At 72.2% G+C, this 26,253-nt stretch carries 28 protein-coding genes and 1 pseudogene; 15 read left to right on the top strand and 14 right to left on the bottom strand.

The features are described from left to right. Nucleotides 1-40: 40 nt before the first annotated feature. Complete coding sequence (locus AB0C27_RS50645; protein ID WP_357861551.1) at nt 41-967, top strand: aminoglycoside phosphotransferase family protein; 927 nt, start codon at nt 41-43, stop codon at nt 965-967. A 4-nt stretch (nt 968-971) separates the two neighbouring features. Here AB0C27_RS50645 and AB0C27_RS50640 read toward each other — a convergent pair whose 3' ends face one another. After that, the gene (locus AB0C27_RS50640; protein WP_357861549.1) at nt 972-2,027 is read right to left on the bottom strand and encodes a protein kinase family protein; all 1,056 of its coding nucleotides are present in this window, start codon (nt 2,025-2,027) and stop codon (nt 972-974) included. A 65-nt stretch (nt 2,028-2,092) separates the two neighbouring features. Between AB0C27_RS50640 and AB0C27_RS50635 the strand changes: the two genes are divergently transcribed. Beyond that, nucleotides 2,093-2,614, top strand: a complete 522-nt coding sequence (locus AB0C27_RS50635) for an MFS transporter (protein WP_357861547.1) — start codon at nt 2,093-2,095, stop codon at nt 2,612-2,614. A gap of 51 nt (nt 2,615-2,665) precedes the next feature. On the opposite strand, the gene AB0C27_RS50630 is transcribed toward AB0C27_RS50635, so the two are convergent. After that, nucleotides 2,666-3,232 carry a TetR/AcrR family transcriptional regulator gene (locus AB0C27_RS50630; protein WP_357861546.1) on the bottom strand — a complete coding sequence of 189 codons (567 nt, stop codon included), beginning with the start codon at nt 3,230-3,232 and terminating at the stop codon, nt 2,666-2,668. A 63-nt stretch (nt 3,233-3,295) separates the two neighbouring features. Between AB0C27_RS50630 and AB0C27_RS50625 the strand changes: the two genes are divergently transcribed. Beyond that, entirely contained in the window at nt 3,296-4,258 is a 963-nt protein-coding gene (locus AB0C27_RS50625) for an SDR family NAD(P)-dependent oxidoreductase (RefSeq protein ID WP_357861544.1), read from the top strand. A 162-nt stretch (nt 4,259-4,420) separates the two neighbouring features. After that, entirely contained in the window at nt 4,421-5,845 is a 1,425-nt protein-coding gene (locus tag AB0C27_RS50620; protein WP_357861542.1) for an MFS transporter, read from the top strand. A gap of 34 nt (nt 5,846-5,879) precedes the next feature. On the opposite strand, the gene AB0C27_RS50615 is transcribed toward AB0C27_RS50620, so the two are convergent. Then, nucleotides 5,880-6,974, bottom strand: coding sequence for an NAD(P)H-binding protein (locus AB0C27_RS50615; protein WP_357861540.1), 1,095 nt, complete (start codon nt 6,972-6,974; stop codon nt 5,880-5,882). Between the two features lie 82 nt (nt 6,975-7,056). Here AB0C27_RS50615 and AB0C27_RS50610 point away from each other — a divergent pair, with 82 nt between their 5' ends. Both AB0C27_RS50610 and AB0C27_RS50605 read left to right on the top strand, forming a co-directional pair. Continuing rightward, on the top strand, nt 7,057-7,623 hold the full coding sequence (locus tag AB0C27_RS50610; RefSeq protein ID WP_357861538.1) for a helix-turn-helix domain-containing protein: 567 nt from the start codon (nt 7,057-7,059) through the stop codon (nt 7,621-7,623). A 64-nt stretch (nt 7,624-7,687) separates the two neighbouring features. Next, nucleotides 7,688-8,812: a serine/threonine protein phosphatase gene (locus AB0C27_RS50605; protein WP_357861536.1), complete on the top strand. Its 1,125-nt coding sequence runs from the start codon at nt 7,688-7,690 to the stop codon at nt 8,810-8,812. On the opposite strand, the gene AB0C27_RS50600 is transcribed toward AB0C27_RS50605, so the two are convergent. Next, the gene (locus AB0C27_RS50600; protein WP_357861534.1) at nt 8,751-9,260 is read right to left on the bottom strand and encodes a MarR family winged helix-turn-helix transcriptional regulator; all 510 of its coding nucleotides are present in this window, start codon (nt 9,258-9,260) and stop codon (nt 8,751-8,753) included. The two genes, AB0C27_RS50605 and AB0C27_RS50600, sit on opposite strands and share 62 nt — an antisense overlap. A 108-nt stretch (nt 9,261-9,368) precedes the next feature. On the opposite strand from AB0C27_RS50600, the gene AB0C27_RS50595 reads away from it, so the two are divergent. The 3 genes from AB0C27_RS50595 to AB0C27_RS50585 are packed head-to-tail and all read left to right on the top strand — an operon-like array spanning nt 9,369 to nt 12,018. Further along, the gene (locus tag AB0C27_RS50595; RefSeq protein WP_357861532.1) at nt 9,369-10,223 is read left to right on the top strand and encodes a haloalkane dehalogenase; all 855 of its coding nucleotides are present in this window, start codon (nt 9,369-9,371) and stop codon (nt 10,221-10,223) included. Nucleotides 10,224-10,271: 48 nt separating this feature from the next. Next, on the top strand, nt 10,272-11,165 hold the full coding sequence (locus AB0C27_RS50590; RefSeq protein ID WP_357861530.1) for an alpha/beta hydrolase: 894 nt from the start codon (nt 10,272-10,274) through the stop codon (nt 11,163-11,165). A gap of 4 nt (nt 11,166-11,169) precedes the next feature. Next, on the top strand, nt 11,170-12,018 hold the full coding sequence (locus tag AB0C27_RS50585; RefSeq protein ID WP_357861528.1) for a MerR family transcriptional regulator: 849 nt from the start codon (nt 11,170-11,172) through the stop codon (nt 12,016-12,018). Between the two features lies 1 nt (nt 12,019). Here the strand turns inward: AB0C27_RS50585 and AB0C27_RS50580 are convergent, their stop codons facing one another. The 4 genes from AB0C27_RS50580 to AB0C27_RS50565 all read right to left on the bottom strand — a co-directional run bounded on the left by AB0C27_RS50580 (nt 12,020) and on the right by AB0C27_RS50565 (nt 14,769). Continuing rightward, a complete protein-coding gene (locus AB0C27_RS50580; protein WP_357861526.1) occupies nt 12,020-12,601 on the bottom strand; it encodes a dihydrofolate reductase family protein in 582 nt (193 codons plus the stop codon). Between the two features lie 65 nt (nt 12,602-12,666). Then, a complete protein-coding gene (locus AB0C27_RS50575) occupies nt 12,667-13,500 on the bottom strand; it encodes a helix-turn-helix domain-containing protein (RefSeq protein WP_357861524.1) in 834 nt (277 codons plus the stop codon). A gap of 28 nt (nt 13,501-13,528) precedes the next feature. Continuing rightward, complete coding sequence (locus AB0C27_RS50570) at nt 13,529-14,113, bottom strand: hypothetical protein (protein ID WP_357861522.1); 585 nt, start codon at nt 14,111-14,113, stop codon at nt 13,529-13,531. Further along, nucleotides 14,110-14,769 carry a dihydrofolate reductase family protein gene (locus AB0C27_RS50565; RefSeq protein WP_357861520.1) on the bottom strand — a complete coding sequence of 220 codons (660 nt, stop codon included), beginning with the start codon at nt 14,767-14,769 and terminating at the stop codon, nt 14,110-14,112. Before AB0C27_RS50565 ends, AB0C27_RS50570 begins: the two co-directional genes overlap by 4 nt. 101 nt (nt 14,770-14,870) lie before the next feature. Between AB0C27_RS50565 and AB0C27_RS50560 the strand changes: the two genes are divergently transcribed. Continuing rightward, complete coding sequence (locus AB0C27_RS50560) at nt 14,871-15,779, top strand: LysR family transcriptional regulator (RefSeq protein WP_357861518.1); 909 nt, start codon at nt 14,871-14,873, stop codon at nt 15,777-15,779. Nucleotides 15,780-15,781: 2 nt separating this feature from the next. Next, a complete protein-coding gene (locus tag AB0C27_RS50555; protein WP_357861516.1) occupies nt 15,782-16,036 on the top strand; it encodes a hypothetical protein in 255 nt (84 codons plus the stop codon). On the opposite strand, the gene AB0C27_RS50550 is transcribed toward AB0C27_RS50555, so the two are convergent. Beyond that, nucleotides 16,020-17,495 (bottom strand): nitrilase-related carbon-nitrogen hydrolase, encoded by a 1,476-nt coding sequence (locus AB0C27_RS50550; protein WP_357861514.1) that lies wholly within the window; start codon nt 17,493-17,495, stop codon nt 16,020-16,022. The genes AB0C27_RS50555 and AB0C27_RS50550 overlap by 17 nt on opposite strands. Nucleotides 17,496-17,602: 107 nt before the next feature. On the opposite strand from AB0C27_RS50550, the gene AB0C27_RS50545 reads away from it, so the two are divergent. Both AB0C27_RS50545 and AB0C27_RS50540 read left to right on the top strand, forming a co-directional pair. Continuing rightward, nucleotides 17,603-18,589, top strand: coding sequence for an AraC family transcriptional regulator (locus AB0C27_RS50545; protein WP_357861512.1), 987 nt, complete (start codon nt 17,603-17,605; stop codon nt 18,587-18,589). Between the two features lie 27 nt (nt 18,590-18,616). Next, nucleotides 18,617-18,874 (top strand): annotated as a pseudogene (locus tag AB0C27_RS50540) (nitroreductase family protein); the annotation flags it as partial. A gap of 18 nt (nt 18,875-18,892) precedes the next feature. Here AB0C27_RS50540 and AB0C27_RS50535 read toward each other — a convergent pair. Next, the gene (locus AB0C27_RS50535) at nt 18,893-20,197 is read right to left on the bottom strand and encodes an MFS transporter (RefSeq protein WP_357861510.1); all 1,305 of its coding nucleotides are present in this window, start codon (nt 20,195-20,197) and stop codon (nt 18,893-18,895) included. Between the two features lie 85 nt (nt 20,198-20,282). On the opposite strand from AB0C27_RS50535, the gene AB0C27_RS50530 reads away from it, so the two are divergent. Further along, nucleotides 20,283-20,723 carry a helix-turn-helix domain-containing protein gene (locus tag AB0C27_RS50530; RefSeq protein WP_357861508.1) on the top strand — a complete coding sequence of 147 codons (441 nt, stop codon included), beginning with the start codon at nt 20,283-20,285 and terminating at the stop codon, nt 20,721-20,723. Nucleotides 20,724-20,734: 11 nt separating this feature from the next. Here the strand turns inward: AB0C27_RS50530 and AB0C27_RS50525 are convergent, their stop codons facing one another. From AB0C27_RS50525 to AB0C27_RS50510, 4 genes are all read right to left on the bottom strand, one after another. Next, nucleotides 20,735-21,595 (bottom strand): hypothetical protein, encoded by an 861-nt coding sequence (locus AB0C27_RS50525; RefSeq protein WP_357861506.1) that lies wholly within the window; start codon nt 21,593-21,595, stop codon nt 20,735-20,737. Next, nucleotides 21,588-22,187: an RNA polymerase sigma factor gene (locus AB0C27_RS50520; RefSeq protein ID WP_357861504.1), complete on the bottom strand. Its 600-nt coding sequence runs from the start codon at nt 22,185-22,187 to the stop codon at nt 21,588-21,590. The genes AB0C27_RS50525 and AB0C27_RS50520 overlap by 8 nt, the downstream gene beginning before the upstream one ends. A 72-nt stretch (nt 22,188-22,259) precedes the next feature. After that, nucleotides 22,260-23,939 (bottom strand): ribosomal protection-like ABC-F family protein, encoded by a 1,680-nt coding sequence (gene abc-f / locus AB0C27_RS50515; protein ID WP_357861502.1) that lies wholly within the window; start codon nt 23,937-23,939, stop codon nt 22,260-22,262. A 115-nt stretch (nt 23,940-24,054) separates the two neighbouring features. Continuing rightward, nucleotides 24,055-25,503, bottom strand: coding sequence for an MFS transporter (locus AB0C27_RS50510; RefSeq protein ID WP_357861500.1), 1,449 nt, complete (start codon nt 25,501-25,503; stop codon nt 24,055-24,057). Nucleotides 25,504-25,607: 104 nt separating this feature from the next. Here AB0C27_RS50510 and AB0C27_RS50505 point away from each other — a divergent pair, with 104 nt between their 5' ends. Then, the gene (locus tag AB0C27_RS50505) at nt 25,608-26,222 is read left to right on the top strand and encodes a TetR/AcrR family transcriptional regulator (protein ID WP_357861498.1); all 615 of its coding nucleotides are present in this window, start codon (nt 25,608-25,610) and stop codon (nt 26,220-26,222) included. Nucleotides 26,223-26,253 lie beyond the last annotated feature (31 nt).

The raw sequence follows: 26,253 nt of genomic DNA, 5'->3' as shown, positions 1-26,253 counted from the left end.
GCGCCGGATCGAGGGTGGTGGGCGGCTATGGTTGCTCCGCATGACGCACACCGAGATCGACATCAGCGCGGACTTCGTCCGGGAGTTGCTGCGTGATCAGCACCCCGACCTGGCCGATCGTCCCCTGAGGCTGGGCGCGCGTGGCTGGGACAACCAGTTGTGGCGGCTGGGCGACGACCTGGCCGTCAGGTTGCCCTGGGCGACGGAGGGCGCTGATGAGCTGCTGCTCAAGGAGCACACCTGGCTGCCCGTTCTCGCTCCGCGCCTGCCGCTGCCGGTTCCCGTTCCGCAGCGTCTCGGTGAGCCGTCCGAACTTTTTCCGCGGCGGTGGATCGTCACCACCTGGGTGCCGGGGGAGCCCGCCGACCGTGCCTCCGTCAAGCGTGGCAACGGGTCGGCCGACGCCCTGGGCGCCTTTCTGACCGCGCTGCACCAGCCCGCCCCCGATGAGGTGGACACCGGCGGCCGGGGTCGCGGCGGGCCCATGGCCGGCTCTTCGGAGTGGGTGGCCAAGCAGCTCGCCGACGCCGTCGAACGGGAGCTGATCTCCGGCCAGGACGCGGACGACGTACGCGCGGTCTGGGACGACGCCGCCACCGCGCCCGGCTGGGCGGGCCCGCCGCTCTGGCTGCACGGCGACCTGCACGCGGCCAACGTCGTCACCGCGGACGGCGCCCTGTGCGGCGTGATCGACTTCGGCGACCTGTTCGCCGGCGATCCGGCCTGCGACCTGTCCGCGGCCTGGACGCTGCTGCCGGACGGCGCCGCCGATCGCTGCTTCGCCGCCTACGGGCATGCCCTGGACGCCGCGACTCTGCGCCGCGCCCGCGGCTGGGTCGTGATCCGCGGCCTGGCCGGGCTGCACATCGGCGACGCCGGCGTGCACGGCCGCCCTGGCGGCAAGGCCACGTGGGGACCGGCCGGCCGGGCGGCGCTGCGGCGCGTCCTCGCGGCGGCGCACTGCTGACGGTTCATTCGAGCGGCAGGGCGTGCCGTCCGGCGATCTCGCGGATCCGCTCCAGCGGGTACGGCGTCGTCCTGCTCTCACTCTGGCGAGCGTGGTAGTAGTCGTTCAGTACGGTGACCAGCGGGCTGCGCCGCGACAGCAGGGCCGCGACCCCGTCGGGCACGCCGGCCGGCCGCGTTCCCGCCGCCCACTCCCGCACCAGTTCGCGGCGTTTCGGCCAGTCGGCGCCGTGGAAGGAGCCGGCCAGCCAGTTCACCAGGTACGCCAGCGTAAAGGTGCGGTCGTAGGTGAGATGCCGCTGGTAGAAGGCCGATTCCTCCGCCGACAGGTCGAACCGGGTGGACACGGCCTGCCCGAAGTCGGTCAGGTAGAGGCGGCGCCCGTCGGTGAGCACGTTTGCGAAGTGCGCGTCGAAGTGCAGCAGGCCGTTCGCGTTCATGAAGGACACGACCTCGCGCAGCCGCCGGTCCGCCAGGGCGCAGGCTTGGTCGGCGTCGCCCGCGCGTATCCGCTCGTCCAGCCACCGGTTCAGGTCGGTGGGGAAGTACTCAAGGAAGAGCGTGAGGCTCGCCGGCGCCTCGGCCAGCGCTTCGAGGCGGCGGCGTACGCCGGGGGCGCCCTCCCAGAACGTGACCGCCCGATCCACGTCGGCCAGGTCGCCGTAGAGCGGGGCGGGCTCCGCGCTGGGCAGCACCCGCCAGTGGTAGAGCAGCGGGAAGCCGGGAAAGCGGCCGGCCAGCACCCACTCGGTGGTCATCGTGTGCGCGGCCAGCTCGCGCCAGGCGCCGAAGCCGGGCGAGCCGATGCCGTACTGGCAGAAGGGCGGCAGACCGAACAGGTTGGCCGTCGAGTGCGGATGGCGCAGCTCGGGCTCGGTGAGGGGGACACGTTTGACGAAGACCGGGGTGCCGCCGACGTCGAGCCGCGCGGACGCCCCGCCGATGCCGGTGCCGAGCGGCACGGCCTCGCGCTCCAGCAGCTCGGCCAGCGTGCGGTCGTCGTGGCGGGCCAGGGTCGTGGAGACGTCGCCGTGGGTGGTCAGCCGTGTGTCGGTCACCATGATCACCCTAGTGCTCGTCGCTCACCCGGGCGGCTGAGCCGCTCGTGCGTGAGCGTCATAGGGCAGTGAAGAGTGCCAACGCGACGTTGTTCGCCCTTGTCACCTCGGTCTTCAGCTATGCGCTCATGCAGACGATGGTCGTCCCCGCGGTCGGCCTGCTTCAGCACTTCTTCTACCTGGCCCTGCCCGCGTATGCCCAGCTCAAGCCGGGGCCGGCCGGGATCGGCTTCGGCGCGACGGTCACCGTGTCCGGCCTGCTGATGCTGCCAGGAGCGCTGATCCTCCTGCCCACGGGCACGGCGGTGGGCAAGCTGGCCGAGCGGTTCGGCCCGCGCCGGCCCGCGGTCCTCGGGTTCGCGGTCGCCGTCGCGGGTTCCGCGCTGCTCGCCCTGGCTCACGCCTCGATGTGGGAGCACCTGATCTTCTACACCGTGGTGGGCGCGGGATCGGGCCTGGTCATGGCCTCGCTGCCCAAGCTGATCGGCGACCTGGTCCCGCTCGCCAGGACCGGCGTCGCGGCCGCCCCCTTCGCGGTACGGCATGCACACGGGAGGGAACCTGAGCGTGTTCAGCAAGCAAGAGCTTGACCACCTGACCAGCGGGCCTTCCCTTCGGTCCGCTCTGCGGCGGGCTTGGCTTCAGCGGAGCAGGAGATCGATGGCCACCTTGAGTCGTTCCAGGTAGACCTCCCGTGAGCTGACCTGGTGCTTGAGGCCGATGGACATGCTGATCAGCGTCTGGGCGAGAGCTACCTCCCGGTCCGACTCGGTGGCGATCGCGTCCGTGATCAGCTCCTCGAAGCGTCGCCGCGGGGTCTCGATGACCTCACCGAGCAGGTCGGGATTGTCGTCGATGACCACCGCGACGTCGCTCGTCAACGGGCCGACGTAGCGGCCCGCCCAGTGATCGAACGCCTCGACGAGACGGTCCCGAAGGGGCTTGCCGGGGTCGGCCAGGACGGCTTCGACCGCCGCGAGGTCGCGGTCCAGTGCCTGGCCGACCGCGGCGCGGAACAGGGTCTCCTTGGAGGAGAAGAGGAAATAGAGGCCGGGCCGGGAGATGCGCGCCGCCCGGGCCACCTCCTCCATCGAGGTCTTCCGGTAGCCGAAGCGGGCGAACGTGAGCATGGCGGAGTCCAGGACCGTGGCCCGGCGGCCGGTGTCGGCGGGCCACGGCGACGGGTGATCGACTTCGGGGCTGCTCATGGGACGAGCATACGAGCGGTAGACGTACTTAACAAATATTGTCTGATCTGTATAGTTGCGGCGGTGAGCACCCATCAACCACTCATCACCACGCCCTTCACCTCCACCAGCACCGCGGCCGACGTGCTGCGCGGCGTCGACCTGAGCGGCGTCCGCGCGATCGTGACCGGAGCCTCCTCCGGGATCGGGGCCGAGACGGCCCGCGCGCTGGCCGGCGCCGGAGCGGAAGTGACGCTCGCCGTCCGGAACATCACCGCGGGCGAAGCCGTCGCCGGGACGATCGCGGGGCCGGCCCGGGTCGCCCGGCTCGACCTCGCCGACCGGGTCAGTGTCACGCGCTTCACCGATGCCTGGCACGGCCCGCTGCACCTGCTGATCAACAACGCGGGCGTGGTCACCGGCGGCCTCGAACGCACGCGGGAGGGGTGGGAGCTGCAGTTCGCGACGAACCATCTCGGCCACTTCGCCCTGGCCGTCGGCCTGCACGACGCCCTCGCCCTGGGAGCGATCGACCGTGGCGGGGCCCGGATCGTGTCGGTCAGTTCGACCGCGCACATGCGTTCCGGCATCGACTTCGGCGACCTCCACTTCGAACGCCGCCGCTACGACCCGCAGCTCGCCTACGCCCAGTCGAAGACGGCGAACTCCCTGTTCGCCGTCGAGGCGACCCGCCGGTGGGCGTCCGACGGCATCGTCGCCAACACGGTGAACCCCGGCGGCGTCGCGACCGGACTGCAGCGGAACTTCACCCCACAGCAGAAGGCGTCACTCGACGCGGCCGAGGCCGCCGGGATCTTCACCTACAAAACGGTCGAGCAGGGAGCCGCCACCAGCATCGTCGCGGCCGTCGCCCCGGAGTTCGCCCACTCCGGCGGCCACTATCTCGACGACGCGCAGGAGGCGTACACGGTGCCGAACGACGCCGACCTGGCGCAGCACCCGCACGGGGTGAAGGAATGGGCCCTCGACCCCGCCACCGCCAAGCGCCTCTGGACGGTCTCCACTGAACTGCTCGACACCGCTTGAGGCGAGCTCGTCCGAGAAGACGGCAAGGGGTTGATGTCGCGAGGCAGGCTCAGGAGGGGGCACTGCACCGCGGGTTGAGGCTTTTCGCCTGCCGTGCCCAGGCGGGGAGGTGCGGTGAGAGGTGAAAGTCTCCGGGACTCGTTCAACGACAGGCTTGAAGTCATGAATGTCTGTGACGACAACCAGTCAGGCGTGAAGGACACCTCGACCTCCACCGCCGTCTCGTGGCGGGAACTGCTCAGCCGGGAGCACGCCGGCGCGGCGATCGTGCCGGCCGTTGGGGTGCTGGTCGGCGCGGTCAACATCTACCTGGCCGCCAGCCTGCTGCCGACCGCGGTGGCCGACCTCGGCGGAGCCGGCTTCTACGCGGGGAACATGACAATCTACCTCGTCGCGATGGTGATCGCGACGATGCTGGTCAGCCGCTTCCTGGCTCGCTGGGGGAACGTCGGCGCCTATCTGCTCGGCTTCGGGGTGTTCCTGGCTGGTTCGCTGGTCTGCGCGGTGAGCCCGGTGATGGCGGTGCTGCTGGCCGGCCGCGGCGTCCAAGGGCTGGGGGCGGGGTTGCTGTCCGGGCTGGGCTTCGCGGCCGTCCGATCGGCGCTGCCGCAGCGGTTGTGGACGCGCGGCAATGCGCTGATGTCGGCGATGTACGGCGTGGGCAACTTCGTCGGGCCCGCGCTCGGCGGGCTGTTCGCGCAGTTCGGCGGCTGGCGACTGGCGTTCGTCGCGATGGCGGTGATCGCGGCGGTGTGCGGCGTGCTCGTGCCCCGGGCGCTGCCACGCGGCGGACACGGCGCGACGCGGGCACCGGTTCCGGTCGTGTCGCTGCTGCTGGTCACCGCGGCCACCGTCGCGGTCAGCGTGGCCGGGGTGCTGTCCGGTGCCGTGGCCATGGCGGCCGGTCTCGCGGTGGCACTGCTGCTGATGGCCCTCTTCGTCGCCCATGAACGGCGGGACGCGCGGCGGGTCTTTCCGCGCAGCGCCTACCGGCCGGGGTCGCCGTTGAAGTGGCTGTACCTGACGCTGGCGCTGCTGGCCTTCGGCGTCGCGGTGGAGTCGTTCCTGCCGCTGTTCGGACAGCGGCTGGGCGGGCTGGCCCCGGTCGTGGCCGGGTTCTTCGGCGCGGCCATCTCGCTGGGCTGGTCGGCCACCCAGCTCGTCAGCTCCGCGGCGGTCGAGGAACGCACGATCGGCCGGTTGCGCGTGCTCGGCCCGCTGCTGCTCGCGCTCGGCTTTCTGGTTCTCGGGCTGATGCAGCGGCAGGACGCGCCGGTGTGGCTGGTGCTGGGCTGGGTGCCGGTGCTGTTCGTCGCCGGGGCGGGCATCGGGCTGGCCTATCCGCACCTGTCGGTGGCGGTGATGTCCAGTACCCGGGACCCGGAGGAAGGCGCACGGGCGGCCGCCGCGATCGCCACGGTGACGAGCCTGGCGATCGCCTTCGGCACGGCGGTCGCCGGCGCCCTGGTCAACCTGGGTGGCGCCTCGATGCTCGACGCGGCCCGGTACGTGCTCTTCGGGTTCGCGATCGTCTGTGCGGTCGGGGCCATCACCGCGCGTGCGGCGGCACGTACCGGCTCCCGATGATTGAGACCAGAGCCGGGGCGAAAAGTGCCCCTGGTCAGAGGCGCGTGCCGGCGGGGGAGTCGGGGATGAGGTAGTCGCCGCCGCACGCCTCGGCGAGCGACGGGCCGAACAGGGCGGCCGGGGTGTGGGCGCCCGGCCTGCCCTCGCCGGCCAGCAGGCGGCGGGCCACCTCGGCCGCCACCGCCGCGGTGAAGGACATCGCCTCGCCGGCACGCAGCCAGCCCTCGCGGGTGACCCCGTCCGGCCAGTGCACGACCGCGTGGCCCCAGGAGTGCTCCCGCGGCTGCTCCTTGGGCTTGGTGGTGAGCGCGGCCAGCCGCCGCCGGGCGAACTCGCGTACCGGACCGATCGCGAGCAGGGCGGTCGCGGCCGGGAGGATCGCGCGGGCGACCGGTGAGGACGGCGCCTCGCTCGACGCCGAGACGACGTCCGGGGCGCCGCTCGCACGCTGGGCCGCCATCAGCTCGCCGAGCGGCATGCCCGCCGCGACGACCGTCGAGCCGTCGGGCAGCGTCAGCTCGACCGGGTCGGCGCCGAGGCGGGCCGGCGCCAGGCGGCCGCCCCGGTAACGGCGCCCCTGGTAGCGGGCGCCTCCCTCCACGCCGGGCAGGCCCTCGACGAGGGAGCCGGCCAGCGCCTCGCCCGTGACGCCGCCTTCGAGGGCGATCGAGGGGATCATGGCGGTCCGTACCCGGTCGGGAGTTCCGCGCCCTTCGCACAACTTGACGACCACGCTCTCGGTCGCGACGACGCCGAATCCGGCGCCGGTGACGACCGTACGGCCGGCGGCCGTGGCCTGATCGCCCAGCCCCAGTGTGGTCGCGAACGAGGCCAGGTCGTTGGCCAGGTCCAGGTAGTGGCCGGCCGGCAGACAGGCACGCACCAGGGGCTCGGCGGTCCGGGTGAACGGGCCGACCGTGTTGACGACCACGGCCGGACGCTGCCGCCGGATCTCCGCCACCATCGCCTCGACATCGCCGGCCACGACCGTGCGTCCCGCGCCGGCCACCTCGGCCAGCCGGTCAGCGTCCCGCCCGACCAGTGTGGGCTCGATGCCCTTCCGGCGGAGTTCCGCCGTGATCGCCCGGCCGGTGCGCCCAGCGCCGCCCAAGATCCAGACTTCGCTCATTCCGCCACTCTCCCTAGTGATGACATTGCGTGTCATCACTGTAGTCGTCATGACGTGTCGTGTCATCACTACACTTGATCGGGTGAGCAGATGGGCACCGGACGCACGGGAGCGTCTCCAGCGGGCGGCCATGGAACTCTTCGCCGAGCAGGGCTTCGCCGCGACCACCGTCCCCGAGATCACCGCCAGGGCGGGCCTGACCACCCGCACCTTTCACCGGCATTTCGCCGACAAACGCGAGGTTCTCTTCGCCGACGACGCCCGGGTGCCCGAGTTCGTGGCGGTGCTGATGGAGAGCTTTCCGCCGTCCGCCGAGCCGATCACGCTGATCGTGGAGGGTCTGCGCCTGCTCATCGAGGAGCGTTTCGAGGGACGCAAGGAAGCCCTGCGCGCCCGGCGCGACCTGGTCCGATCCGACGACGGGCTGCGGGAACGGGACCTGCGCAAGCGGGCGGTCATGGCCGAGGCGCTGCGGAGTGGGTTCCTGTCCAGGGGGATCGAGCCCACGCGGGCGGCGCTGCTGGCCGAGACCGGAGTGACCCTCATGTACGTGTCGGTGGCCGAGTGGCTGGACCGGGAGGATGATCGCAAGCTCTACGACGTCCTGCTCACGACGCTGGAGAAGATGCGCGCCGAGCTGGCCCCGTAGAGTCTCCCTCCGCACGCGAAACCGACCGGCAAGGATGGCTGCCCCCTTGAGAACGCCGCCCGACATGTCCCGAAGTGCCCGCGTCCGCCGCCACGACGAGGTCGCGAGCACGTTGGCGTCGTACGGTGACCGGCGGCTCGGCGAGGAGCTGGAACGGGCGCGGCCCCTGGGCGCGGGGATCGGCGGCACGTCGGTGCTGCTGGACGTCGGCGGCGTGCCCGTTTTCGCCAAGCGGATCCCGCTGACCGACCTGGAGCGCCGCGCGGGCAACGAACGGTCCACCGCGAACCTGTTCGGCGTGCCCGCGTTCTGCCAGTACGGGCTCACCGCCATCGGCAGCGCCGGCTTCGGCGCCTGGCGTGAACTCGCGGCCGGCGAGATGACGACCGAGTGGGTCCTGAACGGGCGCAGCGCGGCCTTTCCACTGCTCTATCACTGGCGGGTGCTGCCGGGTGCGCCGCCACCGGCCGACGAGCACGCCGACGTCGAGGCGGCCGTGCGTTATTGGGAGGGTTCAGCGGCCGTACGGGAACGCCTGCACGCCCTCGCGGCTGCCCCGGCCTCGATCGTGCTGTTCCAGGAGTTCATCCCGCAGCGCCTCGACACCTGGCTCGCCGCTCAGCTCGCCGCCGGCCGGGACGCCGCGACGGCGGCGGGCGCCATGATCGAGTCGTGCCTGCTCGCCGACGTGACCTTCATGAACGGCGCGGGGCTGATGCACTTCGACGGCCACTTCGCCAACCTGCTCACCGACGGCGAACGCCTGTATCTCGCGGACTTCGGGCTGGCGACCTCCTCCCGCTTCGACCTGTCCGAGCAGGAGATCGACTTCCTGGGACGCAACCGCACCCACGACGCTGGGTATGCGCTGATGCGGCTGGTCAACTGGCTCGTCACCGCCTTCTGCGGGGTGACGGCGCCGCCGGAGCGCAACGACTTCGTGCGCGCGTGCGCGGCCGGCGCGGATCCGGCCGGCGCCCCGCCGAGCCTGGCCAGGGCGATCAGCCGGTACGCGCCCGTGGCGGCGCTCATGAACGACTTCTACTGGAACCTGTACGGCACCAGCAGGACGACGCCGTTCCCGGACGATCGGATCGAACACGCCATGGAGGTGGCGACCGGCGTCGTCAGGACCCCGGGGCCGGAGGGCGGGGCGCCTGCTGGGAGTGGTGGTCCAGCAGGCGGGTGAGCAACCGCACGAACTGGTCGCGTTCGGCGGGCGACAGGGGAGCGAGCAACTCGTCCTGCAGATCGTCCAGGATCTGGTCGAGGCGGCGCAGTTGCCGGCGGCCCTGAGTGGTGATCGTGATGACGTTGCGGCGGCGGTCGTCGGGGTCAAGGGCCCGCTCGACGAAGCCGCGCTCGGCCAGTTCGTTGAGTACGCCGACCATGTCGCTGCGGTAGATGCCGGTGCGCCGGCTCAGCGTCGCCTGGCTGCCCGGGCCGAACTCCTGCAACGAGGCGAGCACGGCGTAGTGCCATTTGCGGGCGTCGATCCGGGCCAGGCCGTCGTTCGTCAGCCGGTCCGACTGCGCGGCCACGCCTGACAGCAGCCGACCGGCCAGCCGGCGCAGCCGTTCCGGCGTCTTCGTCTCGCTGTCGGGCGGCATGTGCGCCGCGTCGGCTCCGCTGCTCATGGCGACGATCTTACCTGGTTGCGTTAGTCCGACTAACGATGTACGTTCGTTCGGACGATAAACGTTAGTTGGAAGAACGTTAGCTCCACGAACGAAGGATTGCCTCTCATGCCCACGATCGACGTTCTCGGCACGACGATGCACTACGAGGAGCGCGGCAGCGGCCCCGCCATCGTCTTCCTGCACGGCAACCCGTCCTCCTCGCACATGTGGCGCAAGGTGCTGCCGCTGGTCGGGGACGGACGGTTGATCGCCCCCGACCTGATCGGCATGGGCCGCTCGGGCAAGCCCGCCTGCGACTACCGGTTCGCCGACCACGCCCGCCACCTCGACGCGTTCTTCGACGCGCTCGGCCTGGAGGAGGTCGTGCTCGTCGGCCACGACTGGGGCGGTTCGCTCGCCTTCGACTGGGCGGCGGGGCATCCTGATCGGGTGCGCGGTGTGGCCTTCTTCGAGGCGATCGTGCGTCCCGTCGCCTCGGCCGAGCTGTCCGAGCAGGCCCGCGCCCGTACGGTGAAGTTGCGCGGTGCCGAGGGCGAGTCCCTGATGCTCGACTCGACCTTCCTCATCGACACCGCCTACACCGGCGGCGTGCTGAACCCGCTCAGCGAGGAAGAACTCACCCCTTACCGGGCGCCGTACCCGACCCGGGAGAGCCGCCGTCCGCTGATGAACTGGGCCCGCTCGATCCCGGTCGACGGCGACCCCGCCGACGTGGCCGCCAGGATCGACGCGTACGGGGCCTGGCTGGCCCGCAGCCAGGACGTCCCCAAGCTGCTGCTGACCTTCGACTCCTCACCCACGCTGCTGGTGACCCCGGAACTCGCCGCGTGGTGCAAGGACAACATCGCCGGACTCCAGGTCGAACACGTCGGTCCGGCCGGTCACCACGCCGGCGAGGACCAGCCCGAGCGGATCGCCGCCGCCGTCTCCGCCTGGCTGGACCGGCAGCACCTCCGATGAGGCCGCAGGCTTGACCCTGACGTAGGGTCAACCTCTCAGCATGGGTGCATGACCGAGCAGAACAGCGCGACGGAGATCGCGCGGGCGTACGACGACGGAAATCGGGGAGACGACGGGGGTATGCGGCGCTTCACGATCGAGCACGACGGCGTCACCATCCCGGTGTCGCGCGGCGGCCGGGGGCGGCCGCTGGTCCTGTGCCCGGGACTGAGCTCGACCCAGGCGAGCCTGCGCGAGCTGGCCGGGCTGCTGCGGCGCGACCACGACGTGACGACCTTCGACCTGCGCGGACACGGCCTCGCCCCGGCCGCGAGCCGGTACTCGTTCGACGACTTCCTGGGCGATCTCACCGCGGTGATGGCCGCGGTGAAGGCCGAGACTGGGGGCCGCGACCTGCCGGGGCGCCGCGAACCGGCGGCGGAGCCCGTGCTGGTCGGCTACTCGCTGGGTGCCGACCTGGCCGTGCACTACGCGTCCGAGCATCCTGACGTCGTCGCCGGGCTGGTGCTCATCGACGGGGCGAACCCGGTGCCGGAGCCGTTCGTCACCGAGGCCGTCCTGCCGGAGTTCCGCATGATGTGGGCGGAGCAGGCGGCGCTGCAGGAGGCCGAGCGGGGCACCGAGCGTCAGGTGCTGCTCACCGCGGAGCAGCTCGCCGACCTGAACATCGAGATCGACGAGGTACGGTCCGGTCTCCTCGACCGGTACCGGAAGATCGACCGGCCCATCAGCATGATCATGTCGACGTCGATGGCCGGTGACGACGCGGGCGAGCACGCGCGGCGGTTCAACCGGAACTGGCGGACCGGCGTCGAACGGCTCGTCCGCGAGCGGCCGGACATCACCACGACCTGGCTCGAAGCGGACCACCAGCTGGTCTTCACCCATGCCGAGGAGATCGCCCGCCTCATCGGGAACGCGCCGGAGCAGCCGGGAGGATGATGCCATGCTGACCATCGGCGAGCTGGCGTCGTACGCCGGAGTGACGGTGCGCGCGGTGCGGCACTATCACGCCAAGGGGCTGCTGCCGGAGCCGGACCGGGACCACTCCGGCTACCGCAGGTACGACGCCGGCGCGGTGGTCGAGCTGATCAGGATCAGGACGCTGGCCGAGGCGGGAGTGCCCCTCGCCCGGGTACGTGAGCTGCTGCGGGCCGGCGAGGAGGAGTTCGCCGCGGCCGTCGCGGACATCGACCGGCGGCTGCGAGACGAGATCAGGGAACGGCAGCGGCACCGCGAACAGATCGCCCGGCTCTCCTCCGGGGACGGCCTGGCGCTGCCGCCCGAGGTGGTCGCGTATCTCGACCGGCTCAGGGAGCTCGGGGTGGACGAGCGGATCGTCCGGGCCGAGCGGGACGGCTGGATCCCGCTGGCCGCGCGCTCGCCCGAGCGGGTCGGGGAGTGGATGGCGCGCAAGCACGAGCAACTCGCCGACCCGCGCCTCGTCGCCTTCTACCTCACCCTGAGCCAGGCCCTCGACCGGCCGGAGTCCCCGGACCCGGCCCGCGACCAGGCCGAACTCCCGGTCAGCACGGAGACCCCGAGCCGGGCCGACGACGACCCGCGGCTGGTCGAGCTCGCCGACGAGCTGGCCGCCTACATCACGCGGATGGCCGACGAGCAGGGCGAGGACTATGTGGACGACAACGACATGGAGCCACCGCTCATCCCCCTGATGGACACGCTGGCCTTCGACACCATCCCGCCCGCACGCCGGCTGACCGAACTGCTGAGAGAGCGCGGCTGGACGGGCTGGACCAAGCTCGAACGCCTGCCCCCACCACAGCCCGAGTAGGTCAACGGCGCACCTGATAACGCAGGTGCAGCACCCCATCGCCCTGAATCACCACATCAGGATCCTCCAGCAGGTGCTGCGCCCGGACCGACCCGAAGTAACGCTTACCGGACCCGAACACGACGGGAACGACGTCCATGCGCACCTCGTCGACCAGGCCCGCCGCCAGCACCTGGCCACCGACGTCACCCGCCGCGACCTCGACCAGGCGCTCACCCGCGAGCTCCCGCGCCTTGGCCACGGCCGCCTCGACGCCGTCGACGAAGTGGAACGGCGCCCCGGGGTCCCAGCCTTCGGGCATCGGCCGGTGCGTCACGACGACCACGTGCTCGATCCCGCCCGGCGGCTTCCCGTCCCAGCCGTCCGTCAGGTCGAAGACGTGGCGGCCGACGATCGTGACGCCGATCTGGTCCCAGTACGGCCGCGTGTAGTCGTAGGACGTCTGAGACACCTTCAGCCCGCCGCTCTCGTCCAGCGGGACGTCACCGCTGGTCAACCAGTCGAACAGCGGTCCTGGCTGGTCGTTCTCGTCCGCGACGAAGCCGTCCACGGACACCGAGCTGTACATGACCACCTTGCCCACGGGGCCCTCCTCTGCTTCGAGGTGCCCCAAATTAGCGGTCGTGAGCTGCGAGTTCTTGTAAGAAATCAATCGGCCGGCAGCGACCAGCCGTCCAGCACGTGGCCGGGATGCTCGCGCAGGAACCGCCGCCGGACCTCGACGTACCGAGTCGGCGTGAGCCCGGTGAACGCCCGGAACTCGTGCCCGAAGTGCGCCTGGTCGAAGTAGCCCGCGCGCCCTGCGAGATCGCTCCAGTCGATCGGTCCCGCGGGGTCGATCGCGAAGACGGTGGCGGTGAAGCGGTAGGTACGGGCCAGCCGCTTCGGCGTGACGCCGACGAGCTCCTTGAACCGCTGCGCCAGATGAGTGCTGCTGACCCCGGCGGCCATGCTCAGGTCGCCGATCGCCACCGCCCCGCCGGCCGCCGCGATGACGCTGCTCGTACGGCGGACCAACCCCAGCCCGGCGGTCTCGGTGAGCCGCCGCCGCAGCTCGCCCTCCAGCAGCGCCAGCATCGCGGCAGGCCCGTCCGCCAGCGCCAGCCGCTCGCGCAGCTCGGCGACGGCGGGCCGGCCCCAGACCTGCTCCAACGTCACCGGCCGGTCACACAGCTCGGCCGCGGGCATCCCCAGGAACGCCGCCGGGCCCCATGGCTTGAAGTGCACCCCCACCGACCTGGTGCCCGGCGGATAGCCGAACGTGAAGGCGCGGCTCGGGGCGGTGATCACGCAGCCGTCGGCGTACTCGCCCGTCCCGGCAGGGGCGCTGATGTGGAACGGCGGCCCGAGGTTGACGATGAGCAACGCGGCCGGCATCGGCGGCAACATCAGCCGGGCGTACGGCGGCGTGCCCGCCAGGTAATAGAGGTCGTCGATCAGCCCGTCCAGCGGCGGTCGCGGCACTCTGGACACGTACTCCACGCCCACAGTATTCACGTCAAAGGGCGCGTCAGTCGCCGGGCACGCTGTCCCAGCCGGAGACGAACCAGGTGACCTCGCCGGTGGCGGGATCGTAGGCCCGCCGTCTGATCGTGGCGATGTCGCCGCCGTAGACGTGGATCCCGATCGTGGGCACGGCGCCGACGGCCTCGACGGCGTGGACGTCGTCGTCGGTGGTGCAGCAGACGGTGACCTGGCCCGGCACCCACACCGTCTCGCCGGCCGGCGTCAGCGGCCCGGCGGGGGCGGACCCGGCCGGCTTGAGGTAGCGGACCTCGTGCTCGGCTCCCGCGTAGACGCCGGCCACGCCCCAGGTCTCGTGCGAGTGCACGCCGGTCCGCTGGCCCACGTCCCAGACGACCGACGCCAGCGACCAGCTTCCGTCGGCGGCGATGTGCAGCGGATACGTCAGGTGGCGCTCGGCGGACGCGCGCGTCAGCTCGGGCGGGAGCCGGTAACCGGGCGCCAGCAGCGCGGACAGCCGTTCTGCGACCCGCGCCGTGATCTCGTGCTCGTCGCCGGTCGTGCTCACCACGTGGTCCACGTCGTCGATGAAGGCCCGCATCAGGCCGCTCTCCCGCACGAGGCTCTTCACGATGACGCACCTCGCAGGACCCGGTACTTCAGGTGGGTGACGCCGGCCCCCTCGACGGCCCTGATCTGCTCCAGCCGCACGTCCGCGCCCTCGAGGTCGTCGAGCAGGCGGGAGCCGCCGCCGAGCAGGACCGGGACGACGTGCAGTTCGAGCTCGTCCAGCAGCCCCGCCGCCAGGTACTGGCGGGCGACGTCGCCGCCGCCCCACAGCATGACGTCCTTGCCGTCCGCGGCCTTCTTGGCCTGGTCGAGTGCGGATTCGAGGCCGTCGGTGACGAAGTGGTACGTGGTCCCGCCGCGCATCTCCACCGGCTCGCGCGAGTGGTGCGTGATCACGAACACGGGGTAGTGGTACGGCGGTTCGTCACCCCACCAGCCCTTCCACGCCCCGTCGCCCCACGGGCCGCCGCCGATGGGGCCGAACATGTTCCGGCCCATGATCCCGGCGCCGAGGTTCGCGATCGTCTCCTCGAAGACCCGCGTGCTGGCGGTCACCGCGCCGCCCTGCCCGCCGTGGGCCTCGCGGAAGGCGGCCAGCGGAACGACCCAGTCGTGCAGCCGTTCGCCGCCCTCGCCGAGCGGGTTCTCCTCGCTCTGGTTGGGGCCGGCGACGTATCCGTCCAGCGAGATCGAGATGTGGCACCTGAGCTTGCTCATCACTTTTCCCTTCGTACGGCGTCCTCACCAGAGAGCATGGCCGGGCGATGAGATGACGTCTAATGCCAAATCTTCGACGGACTCATTGATATCTTTGATCGATGCTGAACCTGACGCATCTCAAGGTTCTGGCGGCGGTGGCGCGGCACGGGTCGGTGACCGAGGCCGCGAAGGAGCTGCACTACTCGCAGCCGTCGGTGAGCCATCACCTGTCCCGCCTCGAAGCGGCCACCGGCGTCAAGCTCCTCCAGCGGGTCGGGCGCGGCATCCGGCTGACCCCGGAAGGGCGGCTGCTGGCCGGCCGGGCCTCCGAGATCGTCGGGCGGGTCGACGCGGCGGCCACCGAGCTGGCGGCGCAGGCCGGGCTGCGGGCGGGCCTGGTGCGCCTGGCCGCCAACGCCTCGCCGCTGAGCACGATCGTGCCGGCGGCGGCCGTCGCGCTGGCCGAGGCGCACCCGGGGCTGGAGCTGATCCTGATCGAGCGTCACCCGGTCGAGGCGCTGCAGCTGTTACGGGCCGGCGAGATCGACGTGGCGCTCGTCTTCCGCCACGCCGACGCCCCGGCGGAGGAGGAGGGGTTCCGCCTCGTCCACATCGGCTACGACCCGATCTACCTGGTCAGCCGGCAACCCGATGACAGCATCGCCAACCATCGTCTCTCGGCGTGGATCGGTGGTTGCGAACGCTGTCAGGAGGAGCTGGTCAACCTGTGCCGGCAGAACGGCTTCACGCCGCGCATCGGATCGCTGAGCGACGACATGGTAGTGGTGCAGGCCCTCGTCGCCGCGGGCAAGGGCGTCACCACCCTGCCGGGTCTCGCGTTGCGCGCCCACCGCCGGCCCGGCATCCACACCACCGAGCTGACCGGGTTCACCCGCCGGCTCTACGCCGTCACGTACGGAGACCCTCCCGACCCGCCCGCCACCGTCGCGCTGATCCAGGCCCTCGCGGACGCCGTACCCCCGGAGGCGCGGCCCGGCGGGCCCGCCGGGACCCCGTTAGAGTCGTGATCATGAAGTTACGGGAGCGGATGATCACGGGCGGGCACTGGCTCGGCACGCGGCTGGTCGCTCGTCCGGTCGCCACGCTGGCGGTCATCGGGGTGATCTCCGCGATCGGATACTTCCTCTTCGGGGTCGCCGTCTCGCTGGCGACGGGAGAGCAGCCGATCCCCTGGTGGCGCTACACCAGGGGCGCCGGGATTCAGCTGTTCCTCTGGGTCGGCGTGGGGCTGCTCGTGCGGAGCCAGCTCAAGAAGGGCGATTGACGCCCCGCCGTACGGGCCGCGCCGCGCCCAGCACGATCGCCCCGAGCGTGAGCGCCACGCACGCCCAGGCGAACACGTCCCCGACGACCCGGTAAGGCGTGGACGTCCCGCGCGTGGGGACGTCCACGATCCACGGCAGGTTGTCGCCGGGCGTGGTGTCCTGCTGCGACAGCACCCGCCCCTGGAAGTCGAAGGCCTGCGAGGAGCCGTTGAAGTCCTGCCGGACCAGCGCGTAGCCGTTCTCGATCGCCCGCAGGCTGGCCATCTTGGTGTGGATGCGCCCCATCTCCGGCCAGTCGCCGCCGGGCACGAGCATGATGTCCGCCGCGACGTGCATCATCGCGGGAAAGTCCGCGTCGTAGCAGATCACGTTCGACAGGCGCCCGTACGGCGTCTCGACCACGGGCGCGGGACCCGTGCCCGGCTCGTAGCTCTCCAGGCCGGGAATGGGATGGCGCTTCTGGTACGTCCACAGCACCTTCCCGTCCGGCCCGACGAGCACGGTCTGGTCGCGGCCGTAGGGCGCGTCCGGCAGATAGACGTTGGCCGCGACGGAGAGGTAGATGCCCCATTGCCGGGCGAACGCGGTGGCCTGGGCGAGCAAGGCCGGTTCGTCCTCGGCGCGCACCTTGGCGGCGTTCTCCGACCAGAACACGATCTTCGCGCCCGCCTGCGCCGCCTTCCTGGTGTCGTCGAACAGCTGCCTGCTGATCACCTCGGAGGCCGCCCGCACCGTGCTCACGCCGACGCGCGAGACGCCCGCGAGGTCGGTGGGCGCGGTGCCGAGCAGCCGTCCGGCCGCCTCCAGCGAGGCCCCGGAAGGGTTGATGCCCGCCACGCGCACGGTCGGCGCGCTGGGCGCGGGCGCGAACGCGAGCCTGGCCTGCCCGCCCACGAGCACCGCCGCCAGCACCCCGGCGACCGCGAGCGCCGGCCGGAACCCGCTGTTCTCCCACAGGTGGTTGGCGGCGGTCGCGACCACGCCCATGAGGAACGCGACCGCGTACGGCCCGGCCACCGACAGCGACTGCAGCAGCGCCAGGTTCTCGTGCTGGGTGACGGCCAGCAGCCCGTACGCGGTCCCGAACGGGTTGAAACTGCCCAGCAGGAACTCCACGGCGGTCAGCGCGGCGGGGAAGGCGAGCAGCCGGACGACCGGCCCGACCCGCTCGTGCAGCAGCCGGTCCACGGCGAACGGCACCAGCGTGGCCGATCCCAGGGCGAACACGCCGGCGAACGTCAGCGGAGTCAGCGGGACGGCCAGCTGCACCGTCCAGAACAACGCGCCGGCCACCCCCACCAACCAGGCCAGGATCAGCCCCGGCAGGGGGCGTCCTGTGCGCAGGAACCTGAGCAGGAAGACCAGGAAAGCCCAGGCGGCCAGCGGCAGGTCCCACCGGCCGCCGACGGCGAACAACTGCAGGAGCAGGCCAAGGGCGAACCAGACATATCTAGGCATGGTGGGAAACGTAGGGTTTCGTCCAGGGGGTTCCGAGTACCGTGCCGAGCGGATCTCATGACCGCCGCGCGCATCCCGTACCAGGCGGGGGCCGATAGGCTGCCCCGGTGGGCGGGTCGACGCAGCCGGGCGACGTGGTGCGGCGGCTGGTGCGCGCCGGCGAGCGGCGAGGGCTCGACGTGGCCTCGCTGCTGCGGCGCAGCGGCATCCCGGCCGACACGCTGGGCCGGCCTGGCGGCGGCTGCGTGAGCCACACCCAGCTGTCCGAGCTCACCCAGGAGCTGTGGATCCTGACCGGCGACGAGCTCTTCGGGATCGGGCCGCCGCTCCCGCTCGGCTCGTTCCGGCTCATGATGCGCTCGCTCATCCACGCGCCGGACCTCGGCGCGGCGCTGCGCCGGCTGGCGGAGGCCGGCGAAGTGCTCGGCGCGCCCCGGCTGCGGGTGGCGGAGCGTCCGCCGCTGGTCGTCGTCGAGATCGACCCGCGCCGCCTCGACGACCCCGACCACCTGGCCGCCGAGCTGCTGGCCACGGTGATCCACCGCATGCTCGGCTGGGTCACCGGACGGCGCATCGCGCTGCGCGAGCTGACCCTGCCCTGGCCCGCCCCCGCCTACGCCGCCGACTACGAAGGCGTCTTCGGCCGGCATCCGGTGTTCGACGCCGACCGGCTCACGCTCGCCTTCGACCACGCCCTGCTCAGCGCCCCGCTGATCCGCGACGAACAGCAGCTCGCCGACTACCTCGCCGACCAGCCCAACGTCTGGTTCACCACGCGGGACTACGGCTCGTCCACTGCCGACCGCGTCCGCAAGATCCTCGAACGTGGGCTGCGCGGCCACTGGCCGGCCCCCGGCGACATCGCCGCCCAGCTCGCCATGAGCACCCAGCACCTGCGCCGGCTGCTGCGGGCCGAGCACACCTCGATCGGGCAGATCAAGGAGGACCTGCTGCGCGACGCGGCCATCGCCAGCCTGCGGCGTGGTGACGAGACGGTCGAGGAGCTGGCCAGGCGGCTGGGCTTCTCCGAGGCGAGCGCCTTCCGCCGCGCCTTCCGCCGATGGACCGGCCGGCCGCCGGGCGCGTACCGCTAAGAAGGGGGTCAAGCCGGTACGGAACGGATGACGGCGGCCACCTCGTCCACCTCGTCCACCACCGCCCGCGTCGGCCGCTGGCACGCCAGCCACCTCGTCGAGATCATCGACCAGGTGCCCGTGCTCCTGGTGCCGTGCATCCAGGTGGGCTCGCGGGCCGAGCTCGGCGATCCGGCGACCCAGGCCGGGACCTGGGGCTCGGCCTGGGTCGCCGTGTGGAGCTTCATGCTGGCCGCGCGTAGCCGCGGGCTCGGCACCGTGTGGACCACCCCGCACCTGAACTACGAACGCGAGGCGGCCGAGCTACTCGGCCTTCCTCACGAGACGACCGTCCAGTGCGCGCTGATCCCCGTCGCCTGGACGATCGGCACGGACTTCAAGCCCGGCCGCCAAGTCCCGGTGACGGAGGTCGTCCACTGGGATTGCTGGTAGCGTCCGGCCGGCGATCCAGACGGTCAGCGCGCAGGCCGCGTACCCGGCGCCCAGGAGGCTGGAGCCCGCCCAGCCGTGAGTGGCGAAGACGGCGGTGGTCGTCGCCGCGCCCAGGGCGGAGCCGAGGGAGTAGAAGACCATGTAGCCGCCGACGACGGTGCTGGTGCGGTCCGGGTGCGCGGCGGTGAGCAGGTGCTGGTTGCTCACGTGCACGGCCTGGACCGCGAGGTCGAGCAGCACGATCCCGGCGACGAGCGCCCACAGTGCCGCCGGCAGTTGCGCGATGGCCGCCCATGACAGGACGAGCAGGGTGAGCGCGAGGCCGGTGACCGGGCCCGCCCGGCCCGCGTCCGCCCACCGTCCCGCGCGGGCCGCGCCCAGCGCGCCGGCCAGCCCGGCGAGGCCGAGCAGCCCGATCCGGCTCTCGCCCAGCTGCCATGGCGGGCCCGCCAGTGGCAGGGACAGACCACTCCACAGGGTGCCGAACGAGGCGAAGAGGAAGAAGGCGATGAGCCCGCGCGTCAGGAAGAGCCGCCGCGTGAACAGCGCGCCGAGTCCGGCGACGGCCTGCCGGTATCCGGCGGTCCGGCCGGGGCGCTCCTCGCTCGGCAGAGCGGTCCGGCCGGGGCGCTCCTCCTTCGGCAGGGCGGCCAGGACGACGACGGCCAGGCCGAGCGCCGGCACCGCGAGCACGGCGTACACGCTCCGCCAGCCCCACAGGTCGGCGAGCGCACCGGTGACGACCCGCGCGCCCAGGATGCCGGCCACGACGCCCGAGGTCACGACCCCGATGTTGCGCCCGCGTTCGGCCGGAGGGGAGATCGAGGCGGCGTAGGCCACCGTGATCTGCACCACGACCGCGAACACCCCGGCCGCCGCGAGCCCCGCGAACGCCACCCACGCGACCGGCGCCGACGCCGTCAGGATCAGGCCCGCCGCCGTGAGCGCCAGGTGCGCGGCGATGAGCCGCCGCCGGTCGAGCAGGTCCCCGAGCGGCACCAGCAGCACCAGCCCGGCCAGGTAACCGAGCTGGCCGGTCGCCACGATCCAGCCGGTCAGCTCCGCCGGAACGCCGAGATCACGTCCCATCGGCTCCAGCACCGGCTGCGCCGCGTAGACGCTCGCCACCGCGACACCGCACACCACCGCGAGCAGCCACCGCCGCCACCCGTCCATCGCTTCCCCCGATCAGTAGCAGATTGCAACTGTTTCGACCGTAGGACATAATGGTTTCAATTCGCAACTGATTGGGAGAGGGCTCATGGAACGCGACTGGACCGACCCCGAGTGCCCCGTGGCCCGGGCGCTCGACCTCGTCGGCGACCGGTGGAGCCTGCTCGTCGTGCGCGACGCGATGGACGGGGCGCGCTCGTTCACCGAGTTCCAGCGGCGCACCGGCGTCGCCCGCAACATCCTCACCGACCGCCTGCGCCGGCTCACCGCGGCCGGGCTCCTCGCCCAGCGCACCGCGCCGTCGGGCCGGCGGCAGGAGTACGTGCTCACCGACGCCGGCCGCGACCTGTTCCCGGTGATCCTCACCCTGCGGCAGTGGGGGGAACGCCACGCCTTCGCCCCGGGGGAGAGCCACTCCACCCTCGTCGACCAGCACGGCGTCCCCGTCCCCGAACTCACGCCGACCGGCGCCGACGGCGCCCGCCTCGACACCGCCACCACTCGCGTGCGCAAAGTGGGGACAGACTGAAGCGGGCGTCGTCAGTTCCCGTGGACGGGGTTCTTCGCCACCCGCTTCTCCGACACCAGCAGGCGCACCGCACCCTGCCGGGAGGGCTCGGCGGCCCACACGATCCAGTGCCCGCCCACCTCGGCCGACTGCTTTCCAGGGTTCATCGAGAAGCCGTTCCCGTCGGGGGCGGGTTCGATGATCTGGAAGGTCACCTCCAGGCCGCGCTCGCGCGTCTCGGCCAGGACCTCGGCGACCGTGCGCCCGTCCGGGTCGTACCCTTCAAGTGCCTCGCCCTTCGCGCCGGCCATCGCGTTGTTCTCGTACGGCTCCGCGGCCCTGGCGGGGCGGCCCAGGTAGAGCACGCCCCTGCCGCTGAAGCCCTTGCTGACGGTGACGGTCAGGGCACAGCCGGGACGGCCGTAGGAGCACCCTTCCGGTTCCAGACCGGAGCCTATGCGGTCCTTCTCGGTCGTACCGGAGAAGCCGAGCCGGAAGACCTTGCCGACCCCGGACGGGGAGGCGGGCCGCAGGTCCAGGGCGACGTCCAGGCCCAGCGCCTGGAACGCCTCGGTGTAGCGGGCGTGGTCGGCGAAGGGATCCTTGATCGTGGCGACGTACTCGTCCCCGCGCAGCTCGATGGCTATGGCGGAGTTGGCGTAGGCGGTGGGAAGGGCGTCCCCGCTGATCAGCGCCGGGCCCAGGACGGCCACGACGGTCAGCGCGGCGGCGGCGAGCAGACCGGTGACCACGACGCGGCCGCGGCGCCCGCGCCGGGCCGGGGGCACGGCGGCCATGGCCTTCATGAGCCGCTCTTCCTGGGCGATCAGGGCGTCCGGCGTGGGGGGCGGCACTTCGGAGCGGAGCCGGACGAGCTCGGACATCTCATTCATGGACGGGCTCCTCGCTGATGATCGTCATGGGATTGACTCCTCCGAGCTCCCGGCGCAGCTTCTCCCGCGCCCGGTTGATGCGCGACCGCACGGTTCCGAGGCGTACGTCCAGCGCCCGCGCGACCTCCGGATAGGTCAGGCCGGCCCAGGCGACCAGGAGCAGCGCGTCCCGATGGCCCTGCGGCAGCGTCGCCAGCGCCCCCGCCAGGCGGTGGCGGGCGGCCTCGGCGCTGACCCGGTCGTCGCTGCGGTCGGTGAAGGGAGCCGTCACGGGGTCGACGCCCGTTCGTTCGAGGACCCGAAGCTGGTGCACCTCCGTACGCCGGTGGCGGCCGATCAGGTTGGTGGCGATGCCGTACAGCCAGGGGCGGGCGTCCGGGCGGCTCAGGTCGTAGCGGCCACGCTGCCGGAACGCGGTCAGGAACGTCTCCGCCACCACGTCGTCGGCGGCGTCCACCCCCAGCCTTCTGGTGACGTACCGGGTGATGTCGGGCGCATGCCGGCGGAAGAGCGCGGCGAACGCCTCCGATTCGCGCAAGGAGCGCTCGATGTGGGAGGCGTCATCGCCGTCCGCCTGGCTCATGCCGCTCATGTCGTAGCCTTTCGGCGAAATATCAGCACAGCAGTTGTTGCCAGGCCGACGGCACTTGGTTCCCGATTCTCGTCAGCAGCGCACGGGGAGAGGGCCGGCCGTGATCGGGCGGGTCGCTTCGCCCGCGTCGAGCTCCAGGTGGGAGCCGGTGAAGGCGGCCCGCAGGCGGCGGTCGTGGGTGACCATGACGAGCGCGCCCCGGTAGGCGCTCAGCGCCTGCTCCAGGTCGTCCATCAGGCCGGGGGACAGGTGGTTGGTGGGTTCGTCCAGGAGCAGCAGGTCGGCCGGCTCGCTGACCACGCGGGCGAGTTCGAGCCTGCGGCGCAGGCCGGGAGAGAGGGACGCGACCGGCGCGTCGAGCTGGGCGGCACGGAACAGGCCCAGCGCGAGCAGCGCGTCGGCGTGCCCGTCCTGATCTCCCGGCCGCCCGGCCGCGAACGCCTCCAGCACCGTGCCCGCCCAGTACGTCGGCCCGTACGCCGGCCCGTCGTCCTGACGTAGGTGCCCCACGCGCGGCCTCCCGCGGACCGTGCCGGCGTCAGGGGTGAGCTCGCCGGCCAGCACGCGCAGGAGCGTGGTCTTGCCCGCCCCGTTCGGACCGGTGACCAGCAGCCGGGCTCCCGGTTCGACGCGCAGCGACTCGACCCGCAGGCGCTCGCCCACCCGCACCTCCGTCAGTTCCACGAGAGGGCCCGTGGTGACGTCGGCCGCGATGCGGGCGGCGAAGCGCAGCGGCCGCGGAGGCGGCGGAACCGGGGTCAGGTGGAGCCGGCGCAGTCGTTCACGAGCACCGCGGATCCTGCTCATCGCCCCGTGCGCCCGCGACCGGGCGCGGAAGGCGCCCGCCCCGCTGAAGGCGGCCGGCGCCTTGCGCGGGATGACGGCCAGCCGTTGCGCGTGCACGTCGGCCAGCCCCTCCGCGCGGGTCACCTCGGCGCGCCACTCCTCGTGCTCACGCGCCCAGCGCGCCCTGGCCGCCGACTTGGCCGCCAGGAAGCCGGCGTAGCCGTTGCCGTAACGGCGCACGGTACGCAGGTCGCCGTCCACCTCCACGATGGCGGAGGTGACCCGTTCCAGGAACAGCCGGTCGTGCGTCACCGCGACCAGGGTGCCCCGGTGCGTGCGCAGGTGCTGCTCCAGCCAGGCCACGGCCTGGTCGTCGAGGTCGTTGGTGGGTTCGTCGAGCAGCAGTACCTCGGGGGCCGCGGCCAGGGTCGCCGCCAGCGCCAGCCGGGATCTCTGCCCGCCCGAGAAGGTGCCGAGCGGGCGCGTGCGGTCCAGGTCCGGCAGGCCGAGCGCGTCCAGCATGATCTCGACCCGGGTGTCGGCCCGGTACCCGTCGCGGGCCTCGAACCGGGCGACCAGGTCGGCGTAGTCGTCCAGTTCGGCGGGCGTGGCGTCACCCAGGCCGAGCTCGGCCTCCCGGATCCGGCGTTCCAGCTCGCGCAGGTCCGCGAGCGCGAGATCGACGGCTTCGCCGGCGGTCGCGGTGAGGGGCAGGTCCAGTGTCTGGGCCAGGTAGCCGACGCCGCCGGGCGTCGCGAGGTCGGCGGCGCCGTTGTCGGGCCGGCAGCGTCCGGCGAGCAGGCGCAGCAGGGTGGACTTGCCGGATCCGTTGTCGCCGATCACGCCGACCTTCTCGCCGGGCTTGACCGTGAGCGAGACCTCGTTGAGCACGATCGTGTCGTCATACCGCTTGGTGACGCCGGACAGGATGAGCCGGATGCCGGATGAAGGAGGGCCGATGCGCATGAAACTCCCGATGGGTCGATTGCGAGACGATCCGTCTCGTCTCGTTGCAAGGAGGACGATAGCCGTTCACGCCCCCTGAGCGCAAGACGAACCGTCTCGTTTCGTTTCTCGGGAATCAGGACGCAGGCCAAGCGGGGTGTGCCGAGAGCCGTCGCGTACGGACGATGCCCCAGCCGACCAGCGCCGCCGCCACCACCGTGAGGAGGAGGCCTGCCACCGTGACCGCCTCCTGGAACTCCGCGCTCTGCCGCGCGCTCCACCCCGACGCGGCGATGTCACCGGTGAACAGCGCCGCGAGGACGGTGCCGATGACCGCGATGCCCGCGCCGGAGGTGACCTGGCCGGCGGTGTCGGTGAGCGCGGCGCCGATCGTGGTCCGCTCGGGCGGCAGGCCACGGAGCACGTTGACCCCGGCGACGACGCCGACCACACGCATCCCGGCCGCCGTGAGCACGAGGGCGAGCGCGACCCACACGTACCCGAACCTGCCCAGCACGGCGTAGACGGCCAGGCCGCCGACGACCGCCGCGGCGCTGAGCCAGGCGGCCCGGTCGAGCCCGGCCCGCCGGACGAACGGGCCGACGAACGCGCCGCCCGCGATGAGCACGGCGACCTGCGGCAACATCCCGACGGCGGCGAGTGCGGGCGTCCACCCCCAGTCGAGCTGCAACTGCAGCGTCACCATGTAGCCGAGACCGGCGGTCGCCAGCCCGGCCGCGGCCTTGAACGCCAGCCCGCTCGACACCAGCGGGTGCGCGACGAGCTTGAGGTCGAGAAGCGGATGACGCGCCGCGCGCTGGCGCAAGAGGAACGCGAGCGCCCCCGCGACGGCCGCCGCCGTGGCCGTCCACGCCGCCCAGGATCCGGCGCCCTCGTCCACGAAGAGCGTCGGCGCGATGAGCGCCAGCACGATCGTGGCCGTGCCCAGCGCCGCCCCCGCGCCGTCCACCGGATCGCGGTGCAGGCCGGCCGGGTCGTCGGCGGCGATGCCCGCCCGGATCCCGATGATCGCGAGCACCGCGATCGGCACGTTCACCAGCAGCAGGGCCTGCCAGGGCGCGACCGCGAGCACGAGGCCGCCCGCCGTCGGGCCGAGCGCGAGCCCGGCCAGGCCCACGGTCGAGATGAGGGTGGTCGCGCGGACACGCAGGCCGTCCTCCTCGAACAGGCGGAAGGCCAGCGCCATCGAGCCCGGCGTCGTCATCGCGGCCGCGACCCCCATCGCCACCCGTACGGCGATGAGCTGCTCGGCCGTGCGCACCAGGACGGTCGCCAGGCCGGCCACGCCGAGCAGGACCAGCCCGGCGAGCATGACCCGGCGCCGGCCGAACCGGTCGGCGAGCGCGCCGAAGGCCAGCATCGACCCGCCGAACACGACCGCGTACGCGCCCGTCACCCACTGCAGCGCGGTCGTGGACGCGTGCAGTTCGCGGCCGATGGTGGGCAGCGCGACGTTCAGGATCGAGTTGTCCAGCATCTCGAAGAGGAACACCGCGGACAGCCCCGCCAGGGCCACCCAGGCCTCCCGCAACGAGCGCGGCGCACCCGCGGTCTGCTCCAGCACTGAGATCTCCTTCGTGGGAAAGGCCCTGCTTGAATGAACGCGCGGGTGAGGGCCCGCCACTAGATTAAGCGACTAAATTTAGTCACACAAGAGAATGAGGTCGGATGCCCAGAACGGGAGAGCGTGGCGGGCCGCGGACGCGGGCCAAGATCTCGCAGGTCGCGACCCGGTTGTTCCTGGAACGCGGCTTCGACGCCGTCACGGTCGCCGAGATCGGGCGGGAGGCCGGCGTGTCGAGCGTCACGGTCTTCAACCACTTCCCGCGCAAGGAGGACCTGCTCCTCGATCGCGGGGAGGACGCCGTGGCGATCCTGCGCTCGGCGGTGCGCGACCGCGCCGCGGGCGCCGACGTGCTGACGTCCCTGCGCGACGCGACCCTCCGCCTCGCCGACGAGCGCCACGCGCTCTCGGGGTTGAAGGACGGATCCGTCCCCTTCTTCCGGACCGTCGCGGCCTCGCCCGCACTGATCGCCCGCGCCCGGGAGATCGCCGCCGACCTGCAGCGGGTCCTGGCGGACGAGCTCGAACGCGACCCGGACTTCGACGGCGACGGCCCGCTGCTCGCCGCCTTCTTCATCGCCGGTTACGGCAGCGTGCTGGTGGAGACCGCGCGCCGCCTCATCGCGGGAGAGCCGCAGCAGGCCGTGGTGGACGACCACCGGGCCCGCCTGGAACGCCTGTTCGCCGCCCTGCGTGACGGGGTGATCCCGCGTCCGTGAGCGCCTGGCCGGATGCGGACGCCCGCCTTGA

The organism is Nonomuraea sp. NPDC048882 (assembly GCF_040649755.1).
GTDB classification, from domain to species: Bacteria; Actinomycetota; Actinomycetes; order Streptosporangiales; family Streptosporangiaceae; genus Nonomuraea; species Nonomuraea maheshkhaliensis.
The sequence above is the reverse complement of the archived record's forward strand: the minus strand, read 5'-3'. Positions and strand labels throughout refer to the sequence as shown.